The following is an 18,338-nucleotide window of genomic DNA, read 5'->3' on the forward strand; positions in this document are numbered from 1 at the left end:
ATTAACGCCAATTTATGGGAAATAATTATAAATTACTCAATAGTTTACACCTGTTAGTATAAACTGTTAAAAACGTATAAATAAATGTGCCAATCAGTCGATACATATAAAGAAATAAAAATAAAATTAAGGTAATTGCGGTGAACTTTTTAAGGCGTTTTCACGATATAGTTTCAGACCAAACACTGGATTTTAATTCTAAAATTAAAAGCCTACTCGCGTTTGGCTTAGAAGTGTTCAGCCTTGATATAGCAATAATTAGTAAAATAGACGCCAATACGTACACAGTATTGCATGCTCTAACACCCGATAACGCCTTATTGCCCGGTACACAATTTGAGCTAGATGGCACCTATTGTGTCCATACGTTATCTGCAAGCTCGGCGCTTTCGTTTCATAAAGCTTCACAAAGCTCGATTGCAACTCACCCTTGCTACATCAATTTTCAACTTGAGTCATACATTGGTGCGCCTATAAAAGTAGCTGACAAAACCTTTGGTACTGTTAACTTTTCATCACCTAACGAGTCAACTGCATTTAGTGACGAAGCCTATGATTACATTGAGTTATTTGCTCAATGGCTAGGCTCTGAATTTGCAAAAATAGACACCAAAGAGCAACTTTTAAAAAATAGCTATACCCTTTCTAAGCTCGAAAACATCGCTAATATCGGCACTTGGGAGGTCGATTTAATCGAAAACAAAGTTTATTGGAGCACCCAAACTAAACGTATCCACCAAGTCGCCGACAACTACCTGCCCGTCATTGATAATGCAATTGAGTTTTACAAAGAAGGCGCCAGCAGAGACGCCATAAATCAAGCAGTAGAAAACGCCAAAACCAAAGGTGAAAAATGGGATTTAGAGCTTGAGGTTGTCACTGCACAAAACCAAGAAATTTGGATTTCGACCTTTGGAGAAGCTGAGTTTCATGAAGGTAATTGCATAAGATTATTTGGTACATTTCAAGACATTACCGAATCCATATTACTTAGAGAAGAACTTAAAAAGAAAAAAGCCGAAGCAGAGCATATGTTAGAAGATAGAAGTATGCTGTTTGCTAAAATTAGCCACGAGTTACGCACACCGCTAAATGGTATAACCGGCATGCTCACCACCCTTATAGATGAAAAAGATACTGAGAAACGAGACGAGAAAATAAAAATAGCGCTACGCAGCGCTGATATTTTACTTAATATTATCAACGAAGTACTCGATTTTTCTAAAATTAATCATGGTGAGCTAAAACTAGAACCAACCGATGTACTGCTTAAAACTATATTTAGTGATTTAGCCTCTTTATATACCCCGTTATTTAAAGACAGCCATGTTGAGCTAATCATAGAAAATACGATTGATGATAGCTGCTGGGCCTTTTGCGACAGTACACGCCTGAGCCAAATTACCTCTAACTTATTAAGTAACGCATTAAAATTTACCGAGCAAGGCCATGTAAAACTTAAAACACAGCTTATTAATAATAACGACGCGTTATCTCTTGGTATCACAGTTTCTGATACTGGCCGAGGCATGACCCCCGCCTTTTTAGAGTCTTTATTTTCGCCGTTTACACAAGAGGTTGACGCTAAAAACAATAAAGGGGGCACAGGGCTTGGTCTAGCAATTATAAAAGAGCTGATAGAATACATGGGTGGCACAATAACGGTGACGAGTGAGTTACAAAAAGGCTCAACGTTCAATATTAATATTCCGCTAGAGCTTGGTAAAGAGCAAATAATAGACGACACCCAGTCAAAAATTGAGCTAAACAGTCACTCACTTAGTGTGCTTATTGTTGATGACAACGATATAAACCGCCGTGTGCTTGATGCCTCTCTTGATAAGTTAAACGTAAAAGCTGACTGCGCCATCGATGGCCAAGACGCTATTTTTAAGTGCAAGCAAAAGCATTACGACCTTATTTTTATGGATTGCATTATGCCAATCTTAGATGGTTTTGAAGCCACTAAAACACTAAGATCGCAACATATTTGCCCTAAAGAAAGCACCTACATTGTAGCCCTTACAGCCAACACTTCCTCGCAAGATAAACTAGCTTGCCAGCAAGCAGGCATGGATATGTTTGTCTCTAAACCATTTAAGCTTCCGCACATAGAAAAAGCGCTTTCTAACGCCTTAGAACATACAACTAAAGTAAACTCGCTTTAACTAGTAAGGATATAAAATGAAAAATATAATAAGAACATTACTATTTATTGTACTGTGTTTTGCCATATTTAAAGGCATTTCTACAGGGCAATGGGGTTCATCAATAACGATCGTTATTGTATCAGGCGTATTGTTATTAGTTACGTTTATCAGTGGTAAAGCATCACGTGGCTCTTCAACTTATACATACAGCGACTCTTCAGTTTTTGCTAGTAATAAATCACATTCTGATAATGATTGCGGTGGGGATTCTGGCGGCTGCGATTAATAAGTATATTGCTATAAGCATTAAAAAAGCCGCCTTTGGAGAGGGCGGCTTGGGTTAACAAACAGCTTTTGGGTGTACCTATTGCTGTTACATCAAGAGAAGGTTTGCCTATTAAGCTGCATTTTGCTCTTGGTTGCTTTGCTCGCTATGGCGAATTAAGTAATCAAACGCCCCTAAGCTTGCTGTTGCACCACTACCCATTGCAATAATGATTTGCTTAAATGGCGTATTTGTCGCGTCTCCCGCACCGTAAACGCCCGGTAATGAGGTTGCGCCTTTAGCGTCAATTTCTATCTCGCCAAACTTGCTTAGTGTAAGGTCGCTCTCTTTTAACCATTCGGTATTAGGGATCAAACCTATTTGTACAAAAATACCTGCAAGTGCTAATGATTTTTCCTCGCCTGTTACACGGTCAGTGTAATTAAGTCCGGTTACTTTTTTACCATCGCCTACTACTTCAGTGGTTTGCGCATTTTTAATAATAGTGATGTTGCTTAAGCTATTCGCTTTACGAATAAGTACTTCGTCAGCGCGTAACGTGTCAGCAAACTCAAGTACCGTTACATGCTCTACAATGTTAGCTAAGTCGATTGCCGCTTCTATACCCGAGTTACCACCACCAATAACGGCAACAGGCTTACCTTTAAATAGCGGGCCATCACAGTGTGGGCAGTAAGCTACGCCATGACCGCGGTACTCTTGCTCACCGGGTACGTTCATTTCACGCCAGCGTGCACCGGTTGCTAAAACAAGCGATTTAGCTTTTAAAGTAGCCCCGTTTTCAAGGGTAATTTCATAACCATTACTACCGCGAACAAGCCCTGCTGCGCGTTGGTTATGCATTACATCTACATCGTATTCTTTAACATGCTCTTCAAGCTGAGCAACAAGCTTTGGACCTTCAGTGGCTTTAATCGAAATAAAGTTTTCGATAGCCAACGTATCGGCAACTTGGCCACCAAATCTATCGGCAACTATACCCGTGTTTAACCCTTTACGAGCAGAATAAATAGCGGCTGAGGCACCCGCAGGTCCGCCACCTACTACTAACACATCAAACTCGTCTTTTTCGCTTAGTGCTGCAGCTTGCTTAGCCGCGCCTTTAGTGTCTACTTTGTTTAATATGTCAGTTAGGCTTAATGCACCTTGGCTAAATGGCTCGCCATTTAAGTAAACAGCCGGTACTGCTAAAATGTTGCGCTCTTCTACTTCGTCTTGAAAGAGTGCGCCGTCAATCATGGTTGCTTTAATTTTGCTGTTTGTTGCTGCCATTGTATTTAGCGCCTGCACTACTTGCGGGCATGTTTGGCAACTTAAGCTTATGTATACTTCAAAATTAAGTTCTTGATTGAGTGATTGTATTTGCTCAATGTCTTCACTTTTAGCTTTACTTGCGTGCCCGCCAGTATGTAAAAGCGCTAACACTAAACTTGTAAATTCGTGACCCATAGGTACGCCAGCAAACGTAATGTGGGTATTTTTTTCAGGTGAATGCACAACCATAGATGGACGACGTGCGCTCGAATCTGGGTTGTTCACTACTGTAAACTTGTCACTTAGCGAGGCTAAATCGTTTGCTAAGCTTTCTACTTCTGCTGATTTTTTGCTGTCATCCAAGGCAATAAGCAGCTCAACAGGTTGAGTAAGCGATTCAAAATGGCTTTTTAATTGATTTTTGATGTTGTTATCTAACATGGCTTAACCCTTTTTAGGAAAATTTAAACAGCAAGCCTCCCATGCCAACTAATGCATGTGCTAATGAGTCCGAGTTGAGATAGGAGGCACCAACAAACGAAATGATGTTGGTTTAAGGGCAGTTACCTGCCCTTATAACAGTGGATAAACCTGTATTTAGATTTTACCAACTAGGTCTAGTGAAGGAGCAAGTGTGTCTTCACCTGGCTGCCAAGATGCAGGGCAAACTTCACCGTCGTGAGTTGCAATGTATTGTGCAGCTTGTACTTTACGTACTAACTCTTTAGCGCTACGGCCAATACCTAAATCGTGAGTTTCGATTACTTTAATTTCGCCCTCAGGGTTCATTACAAATGTACCACGAAGTGCAAGGCCTTCTTCTTCAATCATAACGCCAAAGCTGCGAGTAATACGACCAGTTGGGTCGCCAATCATTGGGAATTTAATTTTACCAATAGTGTCTGACGTGTCATGCCATGCTTTATGCGTGAAATGAGTATCAGTTGATACTGAGTAAACTTCTACGCCCATTTCTTGTAGTTGCTCGTAGTAATCAGCAACATCGCCAAGCTCTGTAGGACATACAAATGTGAAATCTGCAGGGTAAAAGAAGAAGATAGACCACTTACCTAGTACGTCTTTTTCAGACACTTCTACAAAGTCACCGTTGTGGTATGCAGTTGCGTTAAAAGGTTGAATTTTTGTGTTGATCAATGAAGTGCTCATAGTATTCCTCATTTATATTTAAAGTGTTTTAAAGTTACTCAACGCAGCCAAAATGTGTGGCCTTTCGCGTTGGCTTGATTAATACAATAAGCCCATTGATTAATTAAATAAAATTGATTGTTTAGATTAAAACAATCGATTTTTAGGATTGAACTATCCCGCCCTTCTATTCGTACACGATTTATTATCTGTAAGTGCTAAGAATACTGCTACAATAGCGGAGCTTAAAAAAACACAAATATAAGGCATGCTGTAATGGAAAAATTTGTTAATCATATTCAACTAGGCTATTTGGGGTTACTGCCCTTTTTGGGCTGTGTAGCGTGGCCGCTTATGTTTGGCAGTAATAGCGTTAATTTGGAGTTTTTTACTTTTTACAGCATTGCCATATTGGCATTTATGGCGGGCAATTTATGGCGCGCTGGCACGCAAAGTTACAGCGATGCAATTAAAGCGGTTGTGCCTGTTATACCCGTACCATTTTTATCGTTTATTCCGCTGGAGTGGGCGCTTGCCTGGTTAGGGGCAAGTTTTTGGTTAGTTCTTATATTTGAAAAAGCCACACCGCAATGGCAAACCTACCATCGTGATTATCAAAAAATGCGCTTTATTCTTACCTCGGTGGTATTTGTGTGTCACATACTCACCATTGGTATGAGCCTTTACCCAAAATAACCTTGCGCTGCTTAACCTACTAGGCGTAATAGTGTAACATCCGCGCACTGCTATTTAAGGACGCACCATGATTGATACACTACGCCAGCAGCTTAACGAGCTTGGCGAAAACTACGTAGAAAAAAACGCCGCTTTTAAAATTAAAGTTATTCCGTTTTTTTGCGCTATTAGCATTAAAAAAGATCACAAAAATGAAGGCCGGCTCAGCTTTTACTCAAATCAATTAATAGAAATACTGTTAGTTGTGTTATTTATGCTGTTTGGGCTTACGCTTTATAACCCCGAAGCAGGTTTTGCACATGGCCCTGTTCATATTGTGTTTGCTATTTTAATTACCTTTAATCTAATTTTAAAACAAATAGCCATTGAAGGGCTCAAAACACGCCTTGCGTTTCATCGTTTGCATGGTGCTAATACAGCACAAAACACGCAAAGTTCAGATCAAAACTCTCACACACCTAATTAAGCTATGTATTTAAATCCTAATTGGCGAATTCTCACCGTAGGCGATGGCGATCTATCGTTCTCACATGCGGTGGTTAACCATATAAAACCGGCAAAGTTAGTCGCATCTACCTATGATAGCGCCAAAATCATAGAGCAAAAATACCAACATAATGCGCTCAATAGCTTAAAAAAATGTAATGTTGAGGTTATTAATAGCTTTGATGTAACTAATCCTTCGTGTTGGCAAAAATTAGCCGCCCACCAACACAGCTTTGATGTGGTTATTTTTCAGTTTCCGCTTATACCTGCCTTTGTAGGGCGCGAAGCATTTGAAAGCAACACCCAAAAAACCAGCATGAACGTACTTAATCGTGCGTTACTTCATCAATTTATTAAATATGCTAACAATTATGCGCTCGACAAAAGCGGGCCTATGCTTTGCTACATCACCTCAAAAGATGTAAAGCCCTACCGCGAGTGGAATATTGAAGGCAGCTTAAGTGTTGGCCTTGAGGCTAAATACACGGGCCAAATGCCTTTTGATATAAACCAATTTGATGGCTACAAAATAAGAAATGTAGACCGTGATAAACATGTAAAAGACACCAGCGGCATCACTTATGTGTTTAGTCCTAAAGTAATCTCGTTACACACAAACGAACTAAGCGCTCACCTTACAAAGCCAGCGTATTTAGGTGAAAATCACTGCTCGCTTTGTCGGGTAGGCCCTTTTATTGCCACCGAAGATGAAAACAAACACCTTAACGCTAAAAAGCACCAACAAATGCTTAAACTAGAAGATGACTGGCAGGCGTGGCTTACTGACTTTTACAGCCACACTTTATAACCCCGTTTTATAGCTTAATTTAATTAAATCAGCGGCCTTTTCAGCAATAGCAATAACAGGCGCATTTGTATTACCTGTTACTATGGTTGGCATAATTGAGGCATCAATAACCCTTAGCTTTCCTACCCCGTGTACTTGTAGCTTGTTATTAACCACCGCCATGTTGTCGGTGCCCATTTTGCAGGTGCCAACAGGGTGATATTCGGTATCGGCTGTTTGGCGAATAAACTCAATAAGCTGGGCGTCGTTATTTACATCGAGCGGGTAAACAAAGTTGCCACGAATTTTATCAAAGGCGGGGCTTTGCATAATACGCAGCGCTTTTTTAAGCCCTGCAAGCATAAGCGATAGATCATCAGGGTGGCTTAAATAATTAGGGTCAATAAGCGGCGCACTGCGTGGGTTGCTATTGGCAAGCCGTATTGTCCCTCGGCTTTTTGGGCGCATAATACTACTGTGAATACTATAGCCATGGCCAAGGTGAACCTTGCGGCTATGATCGTCCACCAGCCCGATTACAAACTCAAGTTGAATATCCGGCGCAGGCGAATTATCCAACACATTAATAAACGCATGCGACTCAGCAAAATTACTGGTTAATACCCCGCAGCGTTTACTAAACCACTGCGCACACCCTTTAATAATACTTGCAGCCCCTTTTACGCTTACCCCAAAGGTGCCTTTTGCTGTATTCGCTTTACACAAAGGCACCACGGTTAAGTGATCTTGTAAATTAGCCCCGACTCCTTCCAGTGCATGTTCCAGTGGTATGTTATGCGCTGCTAAATGCGCTTTAGGGCCAATTCCTGACAGCATTAACACTTGCGGCGAGTTAATTGCACCGGCGCTTAAAAGCACCTCCTTTTTGGCCATTAAAGTGGTGGTTTTACCGTCGCGCTCAAGCTCTACGCCGTAGGCAACCTTATTTTTGATTATAATTTTATTAACGTGGCTGTGGGTAAACACACTAAGGTTAGGCCTATTTAAGTGTGGTGTTAAATACGCTTTTGCAGCACTACAGCGCTCACCATTATGTTGCGTAACCTGCGAAAGCCGCGCTCCATATTGCTCAGCGCCATTTATATCGTCATTTAACTGTATTCCTTGCTCAATACACGCTTTTAAAAAGCAAGTGTTTACCATGCTTGGCTTAGTCAGCTCTTGCACATGCAAAGGCCCTTTTGTTCCATGTAGCGCGTTATTAAACGTTTTATTGTTTTCGGCTTTTATAAAATAGGGTAATAAACTGTTGTAGTCCCAGCCTGGGTTACCATTTTTTGCCCAGTTATTGTAATCGAATTTATTGCCGCGTATGTAAACCATGGCATTTGTAGAGCTAGACCCGCCAAGTACTTTGCCACGCGGCACAAAGCCACATCGGTTATTAAGGGCTTTTTGCGGTACCGTGTTGTAATGCCAACTATTTATGCCATATGGCACACTTGCTGCGATACCCGCCGGCATCTGTATAAAAGCGCTCTTATCGCTACCGCCCGACTCTATTAAGCATACACTGATCTGCTCATCTTCTGATAAGCGTGCTGCTAGCACACACCCCGCACTACCAGCGCCAATAATAATATAATCAAACGTATGGTTACTCATAGGTGCCTTTAAATCGTCACTAATTAAAGCACTATAGTGCATAGATTAACGTCACAAAACTTGATATTTTTAGACATCCTCTTTAATTTACAGCACCAGTGTATGAGCAGCCCAATACGTGCCACCTCTTTATATTCAATAGATTCGTTAATTAAAGAGCTTGGCGCAGACCCAGCAAGCGTAATGGAAACCTGTAAGGTCAATGTCGACTTTAGTAACCTTGAAAACCAATATTTGCCCTATTTGAGCTATGCAAATTTATTAGAGTACTGCAGCCACACACTCAACTGCCAAAGCTTTGGGCTTAAACTAGCAAATAAACAAAACTTTGATATTTTAGGCCACATAGCCATAGCCGCTAAAAGTGGCACTAATTTAGAAGAGGCGCTTGGCTGGGTGGTTAAATATTTACACTTACACAGCCCCGCACTGTGCTTAACAACGCACTCATTAGATAATGACGAGAGCTTATTTTTATCGTTTGAATTTAACCTAAGGCCCCTGCCACAAATAAATCAAGCCATAGAGCTCACGCTAGGTTTAGCCATGAGCATAATTAAAAAATTAAGTAATAATCAGTGCAAGCCAAGCACTGTGTTTTTACCGCAAAAGCTGGCAGCTAATACACACGCATACCAAACCTATTTTGGCTGTAAAGTAATAGAGCACCGCAACAGTGCGGGCATTGTAATAAACAAAGCAGACTTATCAATAAAGCTTAACCACAGCAACCTTAATAAAACCGACGCAGCCTTTAACTTTTTAGCCAAACGCAACGAACATAGCCAGTCATTACCTGCCCAAGTAAGTGCACTAATAAGGCCTATGCTGCCTATTTACCAATGTTCAAACCAAACTATTGCCGAGGCGCTTAATATGCACCCGCGTACTTTGCACCGTGAGTTAGCTAAACATAACACCAGCTTTGTAAAACTCAAAGACACCACACGACGCGCGTTAGCAGCCCATTATTTGCGTCAAAAACAATACTCTATCAGCGCTATTTCAATGCTTTTAGGTTATCAAGAGCAAGCAACCTTATGCGCAAGTGTTAAACGCTGGTTTGGGTATTCTCCTAGGGCGTGTCGAACTTTGTGGATTGAAATTTATTCAATCTAGGGGCGATTTAATCGCGGCGCGAGGTTTGTAACCTAGTGGGCTAAGTAAAAATGGAGCAACAAAGAGTCAATCGTCCCTAGAAAGAACCCATAGGGCAGCGCATGTTTGGTCTTTATGCTGCGTTATCGCCTATTTATGGGGAATAACCACACTACATAGGCTCTGCCTTGCCTAAAAACCAAACATACTGCTGTAAATTCAACCACCAAAGGTCAACACGCCCTAAAGCATACAGAGCAAAAAAAATGTTAAAGTAGCGGCTCTTATTATTTAAGCTAAGGAGCAGGCATGAACTTTGTCATTGTCGGTACAAATTTTATAAGTGATACCCTATTAAGCGCAGCAAATACGCTACCTGCATTTAATTTATATGGTGTGTGCTCACGCAAGCAATCGAGCGGTGAAGCCTTTTTATCTAATCACCCAAATACTAATGTAGAGATTTTCACCTCAATTGAGCAGGTATGCCAAAACCCCCATGTTGATGCGGTGTATATTGCAGCGCCAAATAGCCTACACAAACAATATGCAGTAATGTGCCTTGAAGCAGGCAAGCATGTATTAGGCGAAAAACCTTCAGCCGCTAACAGCCAAGAGCTAGACGCTATTTTAACTGCAGCTAAAGCTAATAAACGCCTCTATATGGAAGCAATGATGACCACGCATTTGCCAAATTTTTCGCGGCTTAAAAATGCGCTTAGTAAAATTGGCAAACCCCGTAAGTTTATTGGTCAATACAGTCAGTACTCATCACGTTACGATAAATACAAAAACGGCGAACGCCCAAATACCTTTTTACCCGACTTTGCCAATGGCGCTCTACTCGACTTAGGCGTTTATCCGCTTTATATACTTATAGCACTTTGGGGGGCTCCACAGCGCGTGAGTGCCAGTGGTGTGTTATTAGATACAGGCGTAGATGGCGCAGGCGACGTATTATTAAATTACGATGATAAACAAGCCGTTATTAGCTACTCTAAAATTTCTCAAGGCGACAACATAACCGAAATACAAGGTGAGCGCGGACGCTTACGAATACATGCCGTGTCGCAGTTAAAACACATAGAGTTTGTTGCTAATAACGGGGAGGTTGAGGTTATTTCTGATAAATTTGATGAGCACTTTATGAAGTACGAAGTTGCGCACTTTATGCAAACCATAAACGCGCAAAAGCTAGAGTCAGATGTTAATACACATCAACTTGCCCGCGACGTAATGAACGTACTTGATACCGCAAGAAAACAGCTCGGGGTAGTTTACCCTAATGATAATAGCGCTACAGCGGACTAAAGTTGACCCCCATCCGTGGGCAATCAAGGTTAGGGCCAGATTTAAAATTGTCGGCTTACTTATTTTTATTGGTAAAGCCAAACAAAGTGCCCTAACTACCCTTTATATAAAAGAGCAAAGTTAACTTAGCACACAAAAACATGACCAATCAAGCTAGCCAATTATTAAAATTTATACTAAATTGGTAACATAAAAAGGTTAACACTCATTTATAATATTATATGACCGTTACATCACTTTAGAATTTTGACATAATAGTGAATTTTGGGGTAACCTCTGCTAATAACAGTAGGTTTAGGCTATTTGAGCCTATTAGCCACTATTCCTTAAGGTAATAAAGGTAGAATATGGGAAACCGTCGCTTATTTTGGCGCATTGTTGATAAAGTTGAAGCTTTGATAAACCAAGGAGAGTTTTCTGCTGGGAGTCGTTTACCACCAGAGCGAGAACTTGCCGACATGTTTGACGTAAGCCGCCCAACAATTCGTGAAGCTATTATTGCATTAGAAGTACGAGGCCGCGTAGAGGTTAAAACCGGCTCAGGCGTTTATGTAATAGAACAACAAGAAACATCTGTAAAAACAAAAGAGATCAGCGCTTTTGAGCTAACCCAAGCTCGCGCACTCATTGAAGGTGAAATAGCCGCACTTGCCGCTCAATCAATCACCGATGAAGAACTAGCTCAATTAAAGCAAACGCTAATAGCCATGGAAAAAGGCTTATATGTAGAACAAGCAGACCGCGAGTTTCACGAAATAATAGCGCGTGCTACACGTAACAAAGCCCTTGAGTATGCGGTGGCAAATTTGTGGGATTTACGCCTTAACAACTCCCAAATTGTGGCTGATTACGGCAGCGTGTGTAAAAACAATAACGATTGCGTAATGGATGAGCACACCGCTATTTATAATGCGCTGCAAACACACGACGCAAGCGCCGCACGTACCGCAATGCATAAACACTTTAACCGTTTAATTAATGCATTATTTGACGCAGTAGAAGCGCGTGCGCTTGAAGAGATAAAACGTAAAAATGATGAAAAACGTGGCCTATATTCTTTAGATGGCTTAGTTAAAAGTGCTAGCAAAACACATTAAAACAACCTAAACGTTGATAAGCCAGCGAGCTATTCGCTGGCTTTTTTATTTTAAGGCGCTCAGCTTTTGCATTTGGTTATGCATAAGCAGTTACGCAAATTCATCGCACATATTAGTCACTCCCTCCGAAATTTAATTTGTATGCCTTACAAGCTATTACTTAGCCAATAAAAAACAGATACACTGCGCAAAACTCGGCGATTGTTACCAAGGAAAACAATGCAATCATCCACTAAAGACTTTTTGCTCGCGCTTGTGTGCGTAATTTTAGCAATGATCACCATTCAATCTGGCGCCTCATTTGCTAAGCAGTTATTTCCTGTTGTTGGCCCCGAAGGCACCACTGCACTTAGGCTTGGCTTTTCTGCACTTATATTATGTTTAATATTTAAACCGTGGAAACACCTGCCAGCTAAAGGTAATCGGTTATCAATTGTGGTGTACGGTTTAAGCCTAGGCGGAATGAACATTTTATTTTATTACGCCATTGACCGTATCCCTTTAGGGATTGGTGTTGCGCTTGAATTTACCGGCCCACTCGCTGTGGCGTTATTTAGCTCACGCGCTAAGCGCGACTTATTTTGGGTGGCGTGTGCCATTGCGGGTATTTTACTGTTACTGCCCGATATGAGCAGTCAAGAAAGCCTAGACCCAATAGGCGTAGTACTTGCGCTAGGTGCCGGTGCCTGTTGGGCAGCCTATATTTTATTTGGCAAAAAAACCGGCACGCAAAGCTCGGGCGGCGCAACGGTCGCTTTGGGTATGACCGTTGCAGCCATTGTACTTGTACCTTATGGCGGCATATTACAAAGCAGTGCGTTTACATGGAGTGTTATACCGCTGGGCATTGGCATTGCTATTTTATCAAGTGCATTGCCCTATACACTTGAAATGGTTGCCCTGCGCAATATGCCCGCTCAAGGGTTTAGTATTATGCTAAGTTTAGAGCCTGCATTTGCTGCCTTGGCAGGCTTTATAATACTTGGCGAGTTATTAACCTTATGGCAATGGTTAGCTATTTTATTGGTGATTATAGCCTCGGTGGGTAGCTCATTTTCGAGTGCTAAAAAACAGTAATCGCCTCAATATAAAGGCCAGCACATAACTGCGCTGGCCTTTTAAATAACAAATTCTATATAACCTGTATCGCGCTACTTTCTACTTGTCATTAAATAGCCTACTAGTGATATAACAGGCATACCTGCTGCCACTAACGCTACGCTTTCCCAGCCACCAGCTTCGTATAGTGGGCTTGCCATTAACGAGCCAAGCGCCCCGCCTACAAAAATACTGGTCATGTAAATGGCGTTTAAGCGAGCTCGGCTTTGTGGCTCTAATGAATATACCACTCGCTGACCCAGCACCATATTTGCTTGCACAGCAAAATCAATAAACACACCTGTTAAAGCTAAAATTATTATCCCATTGGGTAACTCAAATAAGCTAGGTAAAAAACACACTGTGGCAATCACCTTCGCCAATAACGATAACTGGTGTGTATAACCTTTATCGGCTAAACGCCCTACAATAGGGGCTGCTATAGCACCTGCTGCGCCAACTAAAGCAAACAAAGCTATTTGTGATTGCGATAGGGTATATTCTCGCGCAAGTACAATGGGTACGCTTGTCCAAAATAAGCTAAAGGAGGCAAACATAAGCGCCTGATACAGCGCTCGCTGGCGCAGCACAGGCTGCTGTATTATTAGCTGCTTAAGCGATTTTAATAACTTAAAGTAGGTTGTATTTTGTGTCGGTTGCCTGCTTGGTATCGCAAAATAAATAACACTGGCTATAAATGCCATACAGGCTGCGGCAAAGTAAAACACAGCTCGCCAACCAAAATGATCGGCTATTAAGCTCGAAACTGGCCTGGCTAATAAAATACCCAGTAACAACCCCGCCATTATATTACCCAGGACTTGCCCACGTTTTTCATCTGACGATAAATGCGCAGCAAGCGGTATTAATACCTGCACCGATACAGAGCTTGCCCCAACTAATAAACATAATAGCAGCATTACACTTGGGCTTTGCGCCAAGCCTACGCCTATTAAACTTAAAAATGTTATAGCTAAGGTAATGAGCATTAAGCGTTTGTTTTCAACTAAATCAGCCAATGGCACTAAAAAAAACAGTCCCAATGCGTAACCAATTTGTGTAAGCGACACAATAAAACTTGCGCTGTGCGCATTTAAGCCAACATCGGGCGCTAATAACTCAATGATAGGCTGAGCATAATAAATATTTGCCACAATAAGGCCGCAGCACAGTGCAATAATACTCACTAATATATTACTTATTTGCACTGGCTGTGTAGCTGCTTGGTTCATGAAACACTCTAATTTTTAACGAATAAAACCCACTGCATATAATGCAGTGGGTAGCCATGGTAAATGTAAAAATGTAAGTTACTTAATAGGTGAAGGCTGCCCATGCGGGCTAGATCGCAAATACTGTTTTGGCGCCTTAACAGTTGCGCCAAGCTCAGCTGCTGCATGCCAAGGCCAATGCGGGTTATACAATATACCTCGTGCTAGTGCTACACCATCGGCTTGCTGTTCGCTAATAATATCTTCGGCTTGTTGTGGCTCGGTAATTAAACCTACGGCTATAACCGGCATATTCACAGCCTCTTTAATAGCGGTTGCAAATGGCACCTGAAAATTTGGTTTAACAGGTATTTGCTGTTCTGGGCTTAAACCCGCTGTACTTACGTGAATAAAATCGCAGCCAAGTTCATCAAGCGCTTTAGCAAGCTCAATAGATTGCTCTAAATCCCAACCACCTTCTACCCAATCAGTCGCAGAGATACGAATACCTACCGGTTTATGGCTTGCAAATTCAGCTCTTACTGCTTTAAACACCTCAATCACAAGGCGCATACGGTTTTGTAAACTGCCGCCGTATTCATCATCACGCTTGTTTGAAAGTGGTGATAAAAACTGGTGTAACAAATAACCATGCGCGCCATGTATTTCAATTAAATCAAGGCCAAGCTCGTCAGCGCGTTTAGCGGCACTAACAAAGTCTTTAATTAATGTGTTTATGTCGGATTGGCTCATGGCTTTAGGCACTGGACTATTATCGTCATACGCAACAGCTGAAGGCGCAAGTGTTTGCCAGCCGTTTTCATCCGTTGGGTTTAATGCGCCCCCCCCATCCCATGGTTTTTCTGTAGATGCTTTACGCCCAGCGTGCGCTAGCTGAATACCAATTGGCATGGGGCTGTATTGCCTAATAGCTTTTAAGCTTTTACCTAGTGCTTGCTGGGTTTCGCTATTCCAAAGCCCTAAATCACCGTAACTAATACGCCCCTCAGGGTTAACCGCTGTAGCTTCTAAAATAAGTAACCCTGCCCCGCTTAAGCTTAACTGTCCTAAATGAATAGTGTGCCAATCACTGGCTGCACCATTATTGGCTGAGTACTGGCACATAGGCGCAATAATAATGCGGTTGTTCAAGGTGAGTTGCCCTATGTTTAACTTTGAGAATAACTGACTCATAATGTAATCCTGTAAATGCGCGCACACATGTGCGAATTGAAGTAGCTTACGATAACTAAGAACAATGGGGATCAAACTAAAAATTTATAGGGCTAAAAATTAAATAAACCACTGAAAAATAGACCTACAAATTTTGTATTAACAAACAACACAATTACTACAAAATAATAAACATGAATGGCTATTTACATTTGCTCAATGAGGAAAAGCACATTATTTGTACCTTATTTAGCCAACACATTGGATGTAATAGCTATTTATATAATTTTTTACCGTCACTTTATCTATATTTATTCCAAAAAAGTGAATTAAAATTCAGTTTTATCATTCCCAGCCACCTAACTCCCTGCTAAACTATTCACTTAATTTACTAATGTAAAACATTTGAACTGGGGATCACTTTTTATGTTTAAACCAAGCTTGTTAACCTTGGCTATTTCGAGCGCAGTTTCTGGCGCATTTATATTTTCTAATTCAGCAGTGGCGCAAGAAGAAGTCATAGCTCAAAACAAATCGCTCGAAGTAATCGAAGTAACAGCAACAAGGCGCAGCGGCTCGGTGCAAAATGCACCGCTAAACATTACCGCACTTGATGCCGATGTAATGAAAGATCAAAACATTGGCGAACTTGCCGATGTAGCGCGTTGGGTGCCTGGTTTAACAATTACCGATCAAGGTGGTCGCTCAGGCTCGCCTATTATTGTACGTGGTTTAAACACAAACTCGTCAGGCCCATCATCAGATGGTGGCACAGTAGCTACTTACGTTAACGAAATTCCAGTGTCAGTTGATATGCGCTTGGTAGACATAGAACGCGTAGAAGTACTTATTGGGCCACAAGGTACATTATATGGTGCTGGTACTTTAGGCGGCGCAATTCGTTACATGCTTAAAGAGCCAGAGCTTGATTTTACCTCGGTAGAAGTATTTGGTGACCTATTTCAAACTCAAGAAAGTGACTCTTTAGGCGGCGAAGGTGGCTTTATTGTTAACCTGCCAATTATTGAAGATAAATTAGCAGTACGTGCAAGCTTAAACGTATACGAAGACCCAGGTTTTATTGATTATGCTTACACAGTACGTGAGCCAGGTGTATCGCTCCCAGACCCTGATTGGAGCAACGCCGAGGAAGTAAACAACAATATAAAAAATGTAAAAGACGCAAACGGCGAAACCACCACTACAGGGCGTATTTCAGTTCGCTTCAAACCAAGCGAAACATTTGAAGGAACACTTAACTACTTTTATCAAAACCAAGACAGCGAAGGCCGTTCAATTGTTCATTACAACAGTCTAAACGATGATAACGGTTTAAGCGATATTGTAGGTAAATACGAGTCGGCTTATCGTTATGAAGAGCCGCGCGAAAAAGAAGATCAATTACTAAGCCTTGAACTAAAAGCCGATTTAGGTTTTGCAGAGCTAGTATCGGCTACAGGTATTTCAAGCTTTGATGCAGACGGCCAACGTGACCAAACCGATTTACTTATTCGTCTTGATTACGGCTACGAAGAATTCCCCGCGTTTTCATCTTTCACACGTGAAATAGACGAGGAAGATACCTTCACGCAAGAGCTTCGTTTAGTATCGCAAAGCGATAGCGACTTTAACTGGATTGTGGGTGGCTTTTACAACAAAACAGAAACCGAAGCATCAAGCAGAGAGTTTACGCCTGGGTTTGACCAATTCGCTGTTGATAACTTTGGTGGCGCGCAGCTAAGGCCTGACTCATTAGAATACTTAGAGCTTACAAAAAGTAAAGTCACTGAGTCTGCGCTATTCGGCGAAGTTGGCTACCAAGTTACCGAAAAATTAGATGTTACCATTGGCGCACGTTTTTACGAATACGATGTAGAGGCGCAAGCAGCATTTGACTTCCCGCTTGCAAATACACTTTATGGCGATGCAGACCCTGATGCAATCACAGTTGCTTATGAAAAAGACGAAGCAGGCGATAACGGTAACTTATTCAAATTTAATGCTAAATACCAGTTTACTGACTCAGTAATGGGTTATGTAACAGTAAGTGAAGGCTTTAGAATTGGCGGTTCCAACCTTCTAGCTGTTTGCCCTGATCCTATCCCTGAAAACCAGCAAACAGGGTGTGGTAACGCTGACGAAAGGCTTTTTGTTGCAGATACTACTACAAACTACGAGCTAGGCTTTAAAAGCACCTGGTTTAGAAGCCAATTACACTTTAACGCTGCTTTATTTAATGTAGATTGGGATGATGCGCAAATTGCAGGCGCAACAGATGTAGGCCAACTCCCGTACTTATCTAACGCAGGTAGTGCAAACGCAAAAGGGATTGAGCTATCTACCCGTGCCATTTTATCTGACTCGTTTACTGTGTATGCAACCTATGCTTATACAAAAGCAGAGCTAACGTCAGACGCACCATTTTTGTTTAATGCTGATGGCACAGACGGCGCAGAAGACGGCGACCGTTTACCAGGCTCGCCAGAGCATCAGTTCTCAATGGGTGTAAACTATCAAACAGATGTATTTAGCGATAAAACCCTTGATATTAACTACGGTTTAACCGCACAAAGCGATGTACTTTCAAAAGTAGGTTTGCATGACAATGGCGAAACCCTGCCAGGTTACAGCTTAAGCAATATATCTGCTAAGCTAACAGCCGATGAGTGGTCGACTACTTTATATGTTGATAACCTATTCAACAAATATGCATTTACATCGGTTCGTCGCTCAGATGCTGACATAACAACTGCAAACGGTGCCGACATACAACGTAACTACGGTCACTTTGTAAATCAGCCACTAACAGTAGGTGTTAAATTTAACTACAAATTTGAAATATAATTTATAGTCACTTTTAAACAATGTGTTAAGGCTCAAATTTATTTGAGCCTTTTTTCTTTATTCACGCGCAACTAA

The 18,338-nt window shown here is 41.5% G+C and carries 15 protein-coding genes; 10 read left to right on the forward strand and 5 right to left on the reverse strand.

What is annotated here, in order from left to right; genetic code table 11:
- The first annotated feature begins 140 nt into the window (after positions 1 to 140).
- Both WDB87_RS03215 and WDB87_RS03220 read left to right on the forward strand, forming a co-directional pair.
- Positions 141 to 2,168, forward strand: a complete 2,028-nt coding sequence (locus WDB87_RS03215) for a hybrid sensor histidine kinase/response regulator (RefSeq protein ID WP_337849012.1) — start codon at positions 141 to 143, stop codon at positions 2,166 to 2,168.
- 16 nt (positions 2,169 to 2,184) lie between these two features.
- The gene (locus WDB87_RS03220; RefSeq protein WP_286249056.1) at positions 2,185 to 2,436 is read left to right on the forward strand and encodes a hypothetical protein; all 252 of its coding nucleotides are present in this window, start codon (positions 2,185 to 2,187) and stop codon (positions 2,434 to 2,436) included.
- 111 nt (positions 2,437 to 2,547) lie between these two features.
- Here the strand turns inward: WDB87_RS03220 and ahpF are convergent, their stop codons facing one another.
- Entirely contained in the window at positions 2,548 to 4,131 is a 1,584-nt protein-coding gene (gene ahpF, locus WDB87_RS03225) for an alkyl hydroperoxide reductase subunit F (protein WP_337849013.1), read from the reverse strand.
- A 156-nt stretch (positions 4,132 to 4,287) separates the two neighbouring features.
- Positions 4,288 to 4,857 carry an alkyl hydroperoxide reductase subunit C gene (gene ahpC, locus WDB87_RS03230; protein ID WP_286249054.1) on the reverse strand — a complete coding sequence of 190 codons (570 nt, stop codon included), beginning with the start codon at positions 4,855 to 4,857 and terminating at the stop codon, positions 4,288 to 4,290.
- Positions 4,858 to 5,112: 255 nt separating this feature from the next.
- On the opposite strand from ahpC, the gene WDB87_RS03235 reads away from it, so the two are divergent.
- From WDB87_RS03235 to WDB87_RS03245, 3 genes are all read left to right on the forward strand, one after another.
- Positions 5,113 to 5,532 (forward strand): DUF3429 domain-containing protein, encoded by a 420-nt coding sequence (locus WDB87_RS03235; protein ID WP_286249053.1) that lies wholly within the window; start codon positions 5,113 to 5,115, stop codon positions 5,530 to 5,532.
- Between the two features lie 67 nt (positions 5,533 to 5,599).
- Positions 5,600 to 5,998 carry a hypothetical protein gene (locus tag WDB87_RS03240; protein WP_337849014.1) on the forward strand — a complete coding sequence of 133 codons (399 nt, stop codon included), beginning with the start codon at positions 5,600 to 5,602 and terminating at the stop codon, positions 5,996 to 5,998.
- 3 nt (positions 5,999 to 6,001) lie between these two features.
- A complete protein-coding gene (locus tag WDB87_RS03245) occupies positions 6,002 to 6,826 on the forward strand; it encodes a class I SAM-dependent methyltransferase (protein ID WP_337849015.1) in 825 nt (274 codons plus the stop codon).
- Here WDB87_RS03245 and WDB87_RS03250 read toward each other — a convergent pair.
- Positions 6,821 to 8,431, reverse strand: coding sequence for a GMC family oxidoreductase (locus tag WDB87_RS03250; protein WP_337849016.1), 1,611 nt, complete (start codon positions 8,429 to 8,431; stop codon positions 6,821 to 6,823). The genes WDB87_RS03245 and WDB87_RS03250 overlap by 6 nt on opposite strands.
- Before the next feature lie 102 nt (positions 8,432 to 8,533).
- Here WDB87_RS03250 and WDB87_RS03255 point away from each other — a divergent pair, with 102 nt between their 5' ends.
- From WDB87_RS03255 to WDB87_RS03270, 4 genes are all read left to right on the forward strand, one after another.
- Positions 8,534 to 9,550: an AraC family transcriptional regulator gene (locus WDB87_RS03255; RefSeq protein WP_337849017.1), complete on the forward strand. Its 1,017-nt coding sequence runs from the start codon at positions 8,534 to 8,536 to the stop codon at positions 9,548 to 9,550.
- Positions 9,551 to 9,838: 288 nt separating this feature from the next.
- Entirely contained in the window at positions 9,839 to 10,840 is a 1,002-nt protein-coding gene (locus WDB87_RS03260) for a Gfo/Idh/MocA family protein (RefSeq protein WP_337849018.1), read from the forward strand.
- Between the two features lie 347 nt (positions 10,841 to 11,187).
- Positions 11,188 to 11,937 carry a FadR/GntR family transcriptional regulator gene (locus WDB87_RS03265; protein WP_004587131.1) on the forward strand — a complete coding sequence of 250 codons (750 nt, stop codon included), beginning with the start codon at positions 11,188 to 11,190 and terminating at the stop codon, positions 11,935 to 11,937.
- 219 nt (positions 11,938 to 12,156) lie between these two features.
- Entirely contained in the window at positions 12,157 to 13,014 is an 858-nt protein-coding gene (locus WDB87_RS03270) for an EamA family transporter (RefSeq protein ID WP_286249041.1), read from the forward strand.
- 74 nt (positions 13,015 to 13,088) lie between these two features.
- Here WDB87_RS03270 and WDB87_RS03275 read toward each other — a convergent pair whose 3' ends face one another.
- A complete protein-coding gene (locus tag WDB87_RS03275) occupies positions 13,089 to 14,267 on the reverse strand; it encodes an MFS transporter (RefSeq protein ID WP_337849019.1) in 1,179 nt (392 codons plus the stop codon).
- 78 nt (positions 14,268 to 14,345) lie between these two features.
- A complete protein-coding gene (locus WDB87_RS03280) occupies positions 14,346 to 15,440 on the reverse strand; it encodes an NADH:flavin oxidoreductase/NADH oxidase (protein ID WP_337849020.1) in 1,095 nt (364 codons plus the stop codon).
- Between the two features lie 405 nt (positions 15,441 to 15,845).
- On the opposite strand from WDB87_RS03280, the gene WDB87_RS03285 reads away from it, so the two are divergent.
- Positions 15,846 to 18,263, forward strand: a complete 2,418-nt coding sequence (locus WDB87_RS03285; RefSeq protein WP_337849021.1) for a TonB-dependent receptor — start codon at positions 15,846 to 15,848, stop codon at positions 18,261 to 18,263.
- Positions 18,264 to 18,338 lie beyond the last annotated feature (75 nt).

It is taken from the genome of Pseudoalteromonas sp. C12FD-1 (assembly GCF_037414265.1).
Taxonomy (GTDB): domain Bacteria; phylum Pseudomonadota; class Gammaproteobacteria; order Enterobacterales; family Alteromonadaceae; genus Pseudoalteromonas.

Coding starts and splice junctions, on each gene's coding strand:
- WDB87_RS03220 (WP_286249056.1), top strand. CDS start 2,185: ATGAAAAATATAATAAGAACATTACTATTTATTGTACTGTGTTTTGCC.
- ahpF (WP_337849013.1), bottom strand. CDS start 4,131: ATGTTAGATAACAACATCAAAAATCAATTAAAAAGCCATTTTGAATCG.
- ahpC (WP_286249054.1), bottom strand. CDS start 4,857: ATGAGCACTTCATTGATCAACACAAAAATTCAACCTTTTAACGCAACT.
- WDB87_RS03235 (WP_286249053.1), top strand. CDS start 5,113: ATGGAAAAATTTGTTAATCATATTCAACTAGGCTATTTGGGGTTACTG.
- WDB87_RS03240 (WP_337849014.1), top strand. CDS start 5,600: ATGATTGATACACTACGCCAGCAGCTTAACGAGCTTGGCGAAAACTAC.
- WDB87_RS03245 (WP_337849015.1), top strand. CDS start 6,002: ATGTATTTAAATCCTAATTGGCGAATTCTCACCGTAGGCGATGGCGAT.
- WDB87_RS03250 (WP_337849016.1), bottom strand. CDS start 8,431: ATGAGTAACCATACGTTTGATTATATTATTATTGGCGCTGGTAGTGCG.
- WDB87_RS03255 (WP_337849017.1), top strand. CDS start 8,534: ATGAGCAGCCCAATACGTGCCACCTCTTTATATTCAATAGATTCGTTA.
- WDB87_RS03260 (WP_337849018.1), top strand. CDS start 9,839: ATGAACTTTGTCATTGTCGGTACAAATTTTATAAGTGATACCCTATTA.
- WDB87_RS03265 (WP_004587131.1), top strand. CDS start 11,188: ATGGGAAACCGTCGCTTATTTTGGCGCATTGTTGATAAAGTTGAAGCT.
- WDB87_RS03270 (WP_286249041.1), top strand. CDS start 12,157: ATGCAATCATCCACTAAAGACTTTTTGCTCGCGCTTGTGTGCGTAATT.
- WDB87_RS03275 (WP_337849019.1), bottom strand. CDS start 14,267: ATGAACCAAGCAGCTACACAGCCAGTGCAAATAAGTAATATATTAGTG.
- WDB87_RS03280 (WP_337849020.1), bottom strand. CDS start 15,440: ATGAGTCAGTTATTCTCAAAGTTAAACATAGGGCAACTCACCTTGAAC.
- WDB87_RS03285 (WP_337849021.1), top strand. CDS start 15,846: ATGTTTAAACCAAGCTTGTTAACCTTGGCTATTTCGAGCGCAGTTTCT.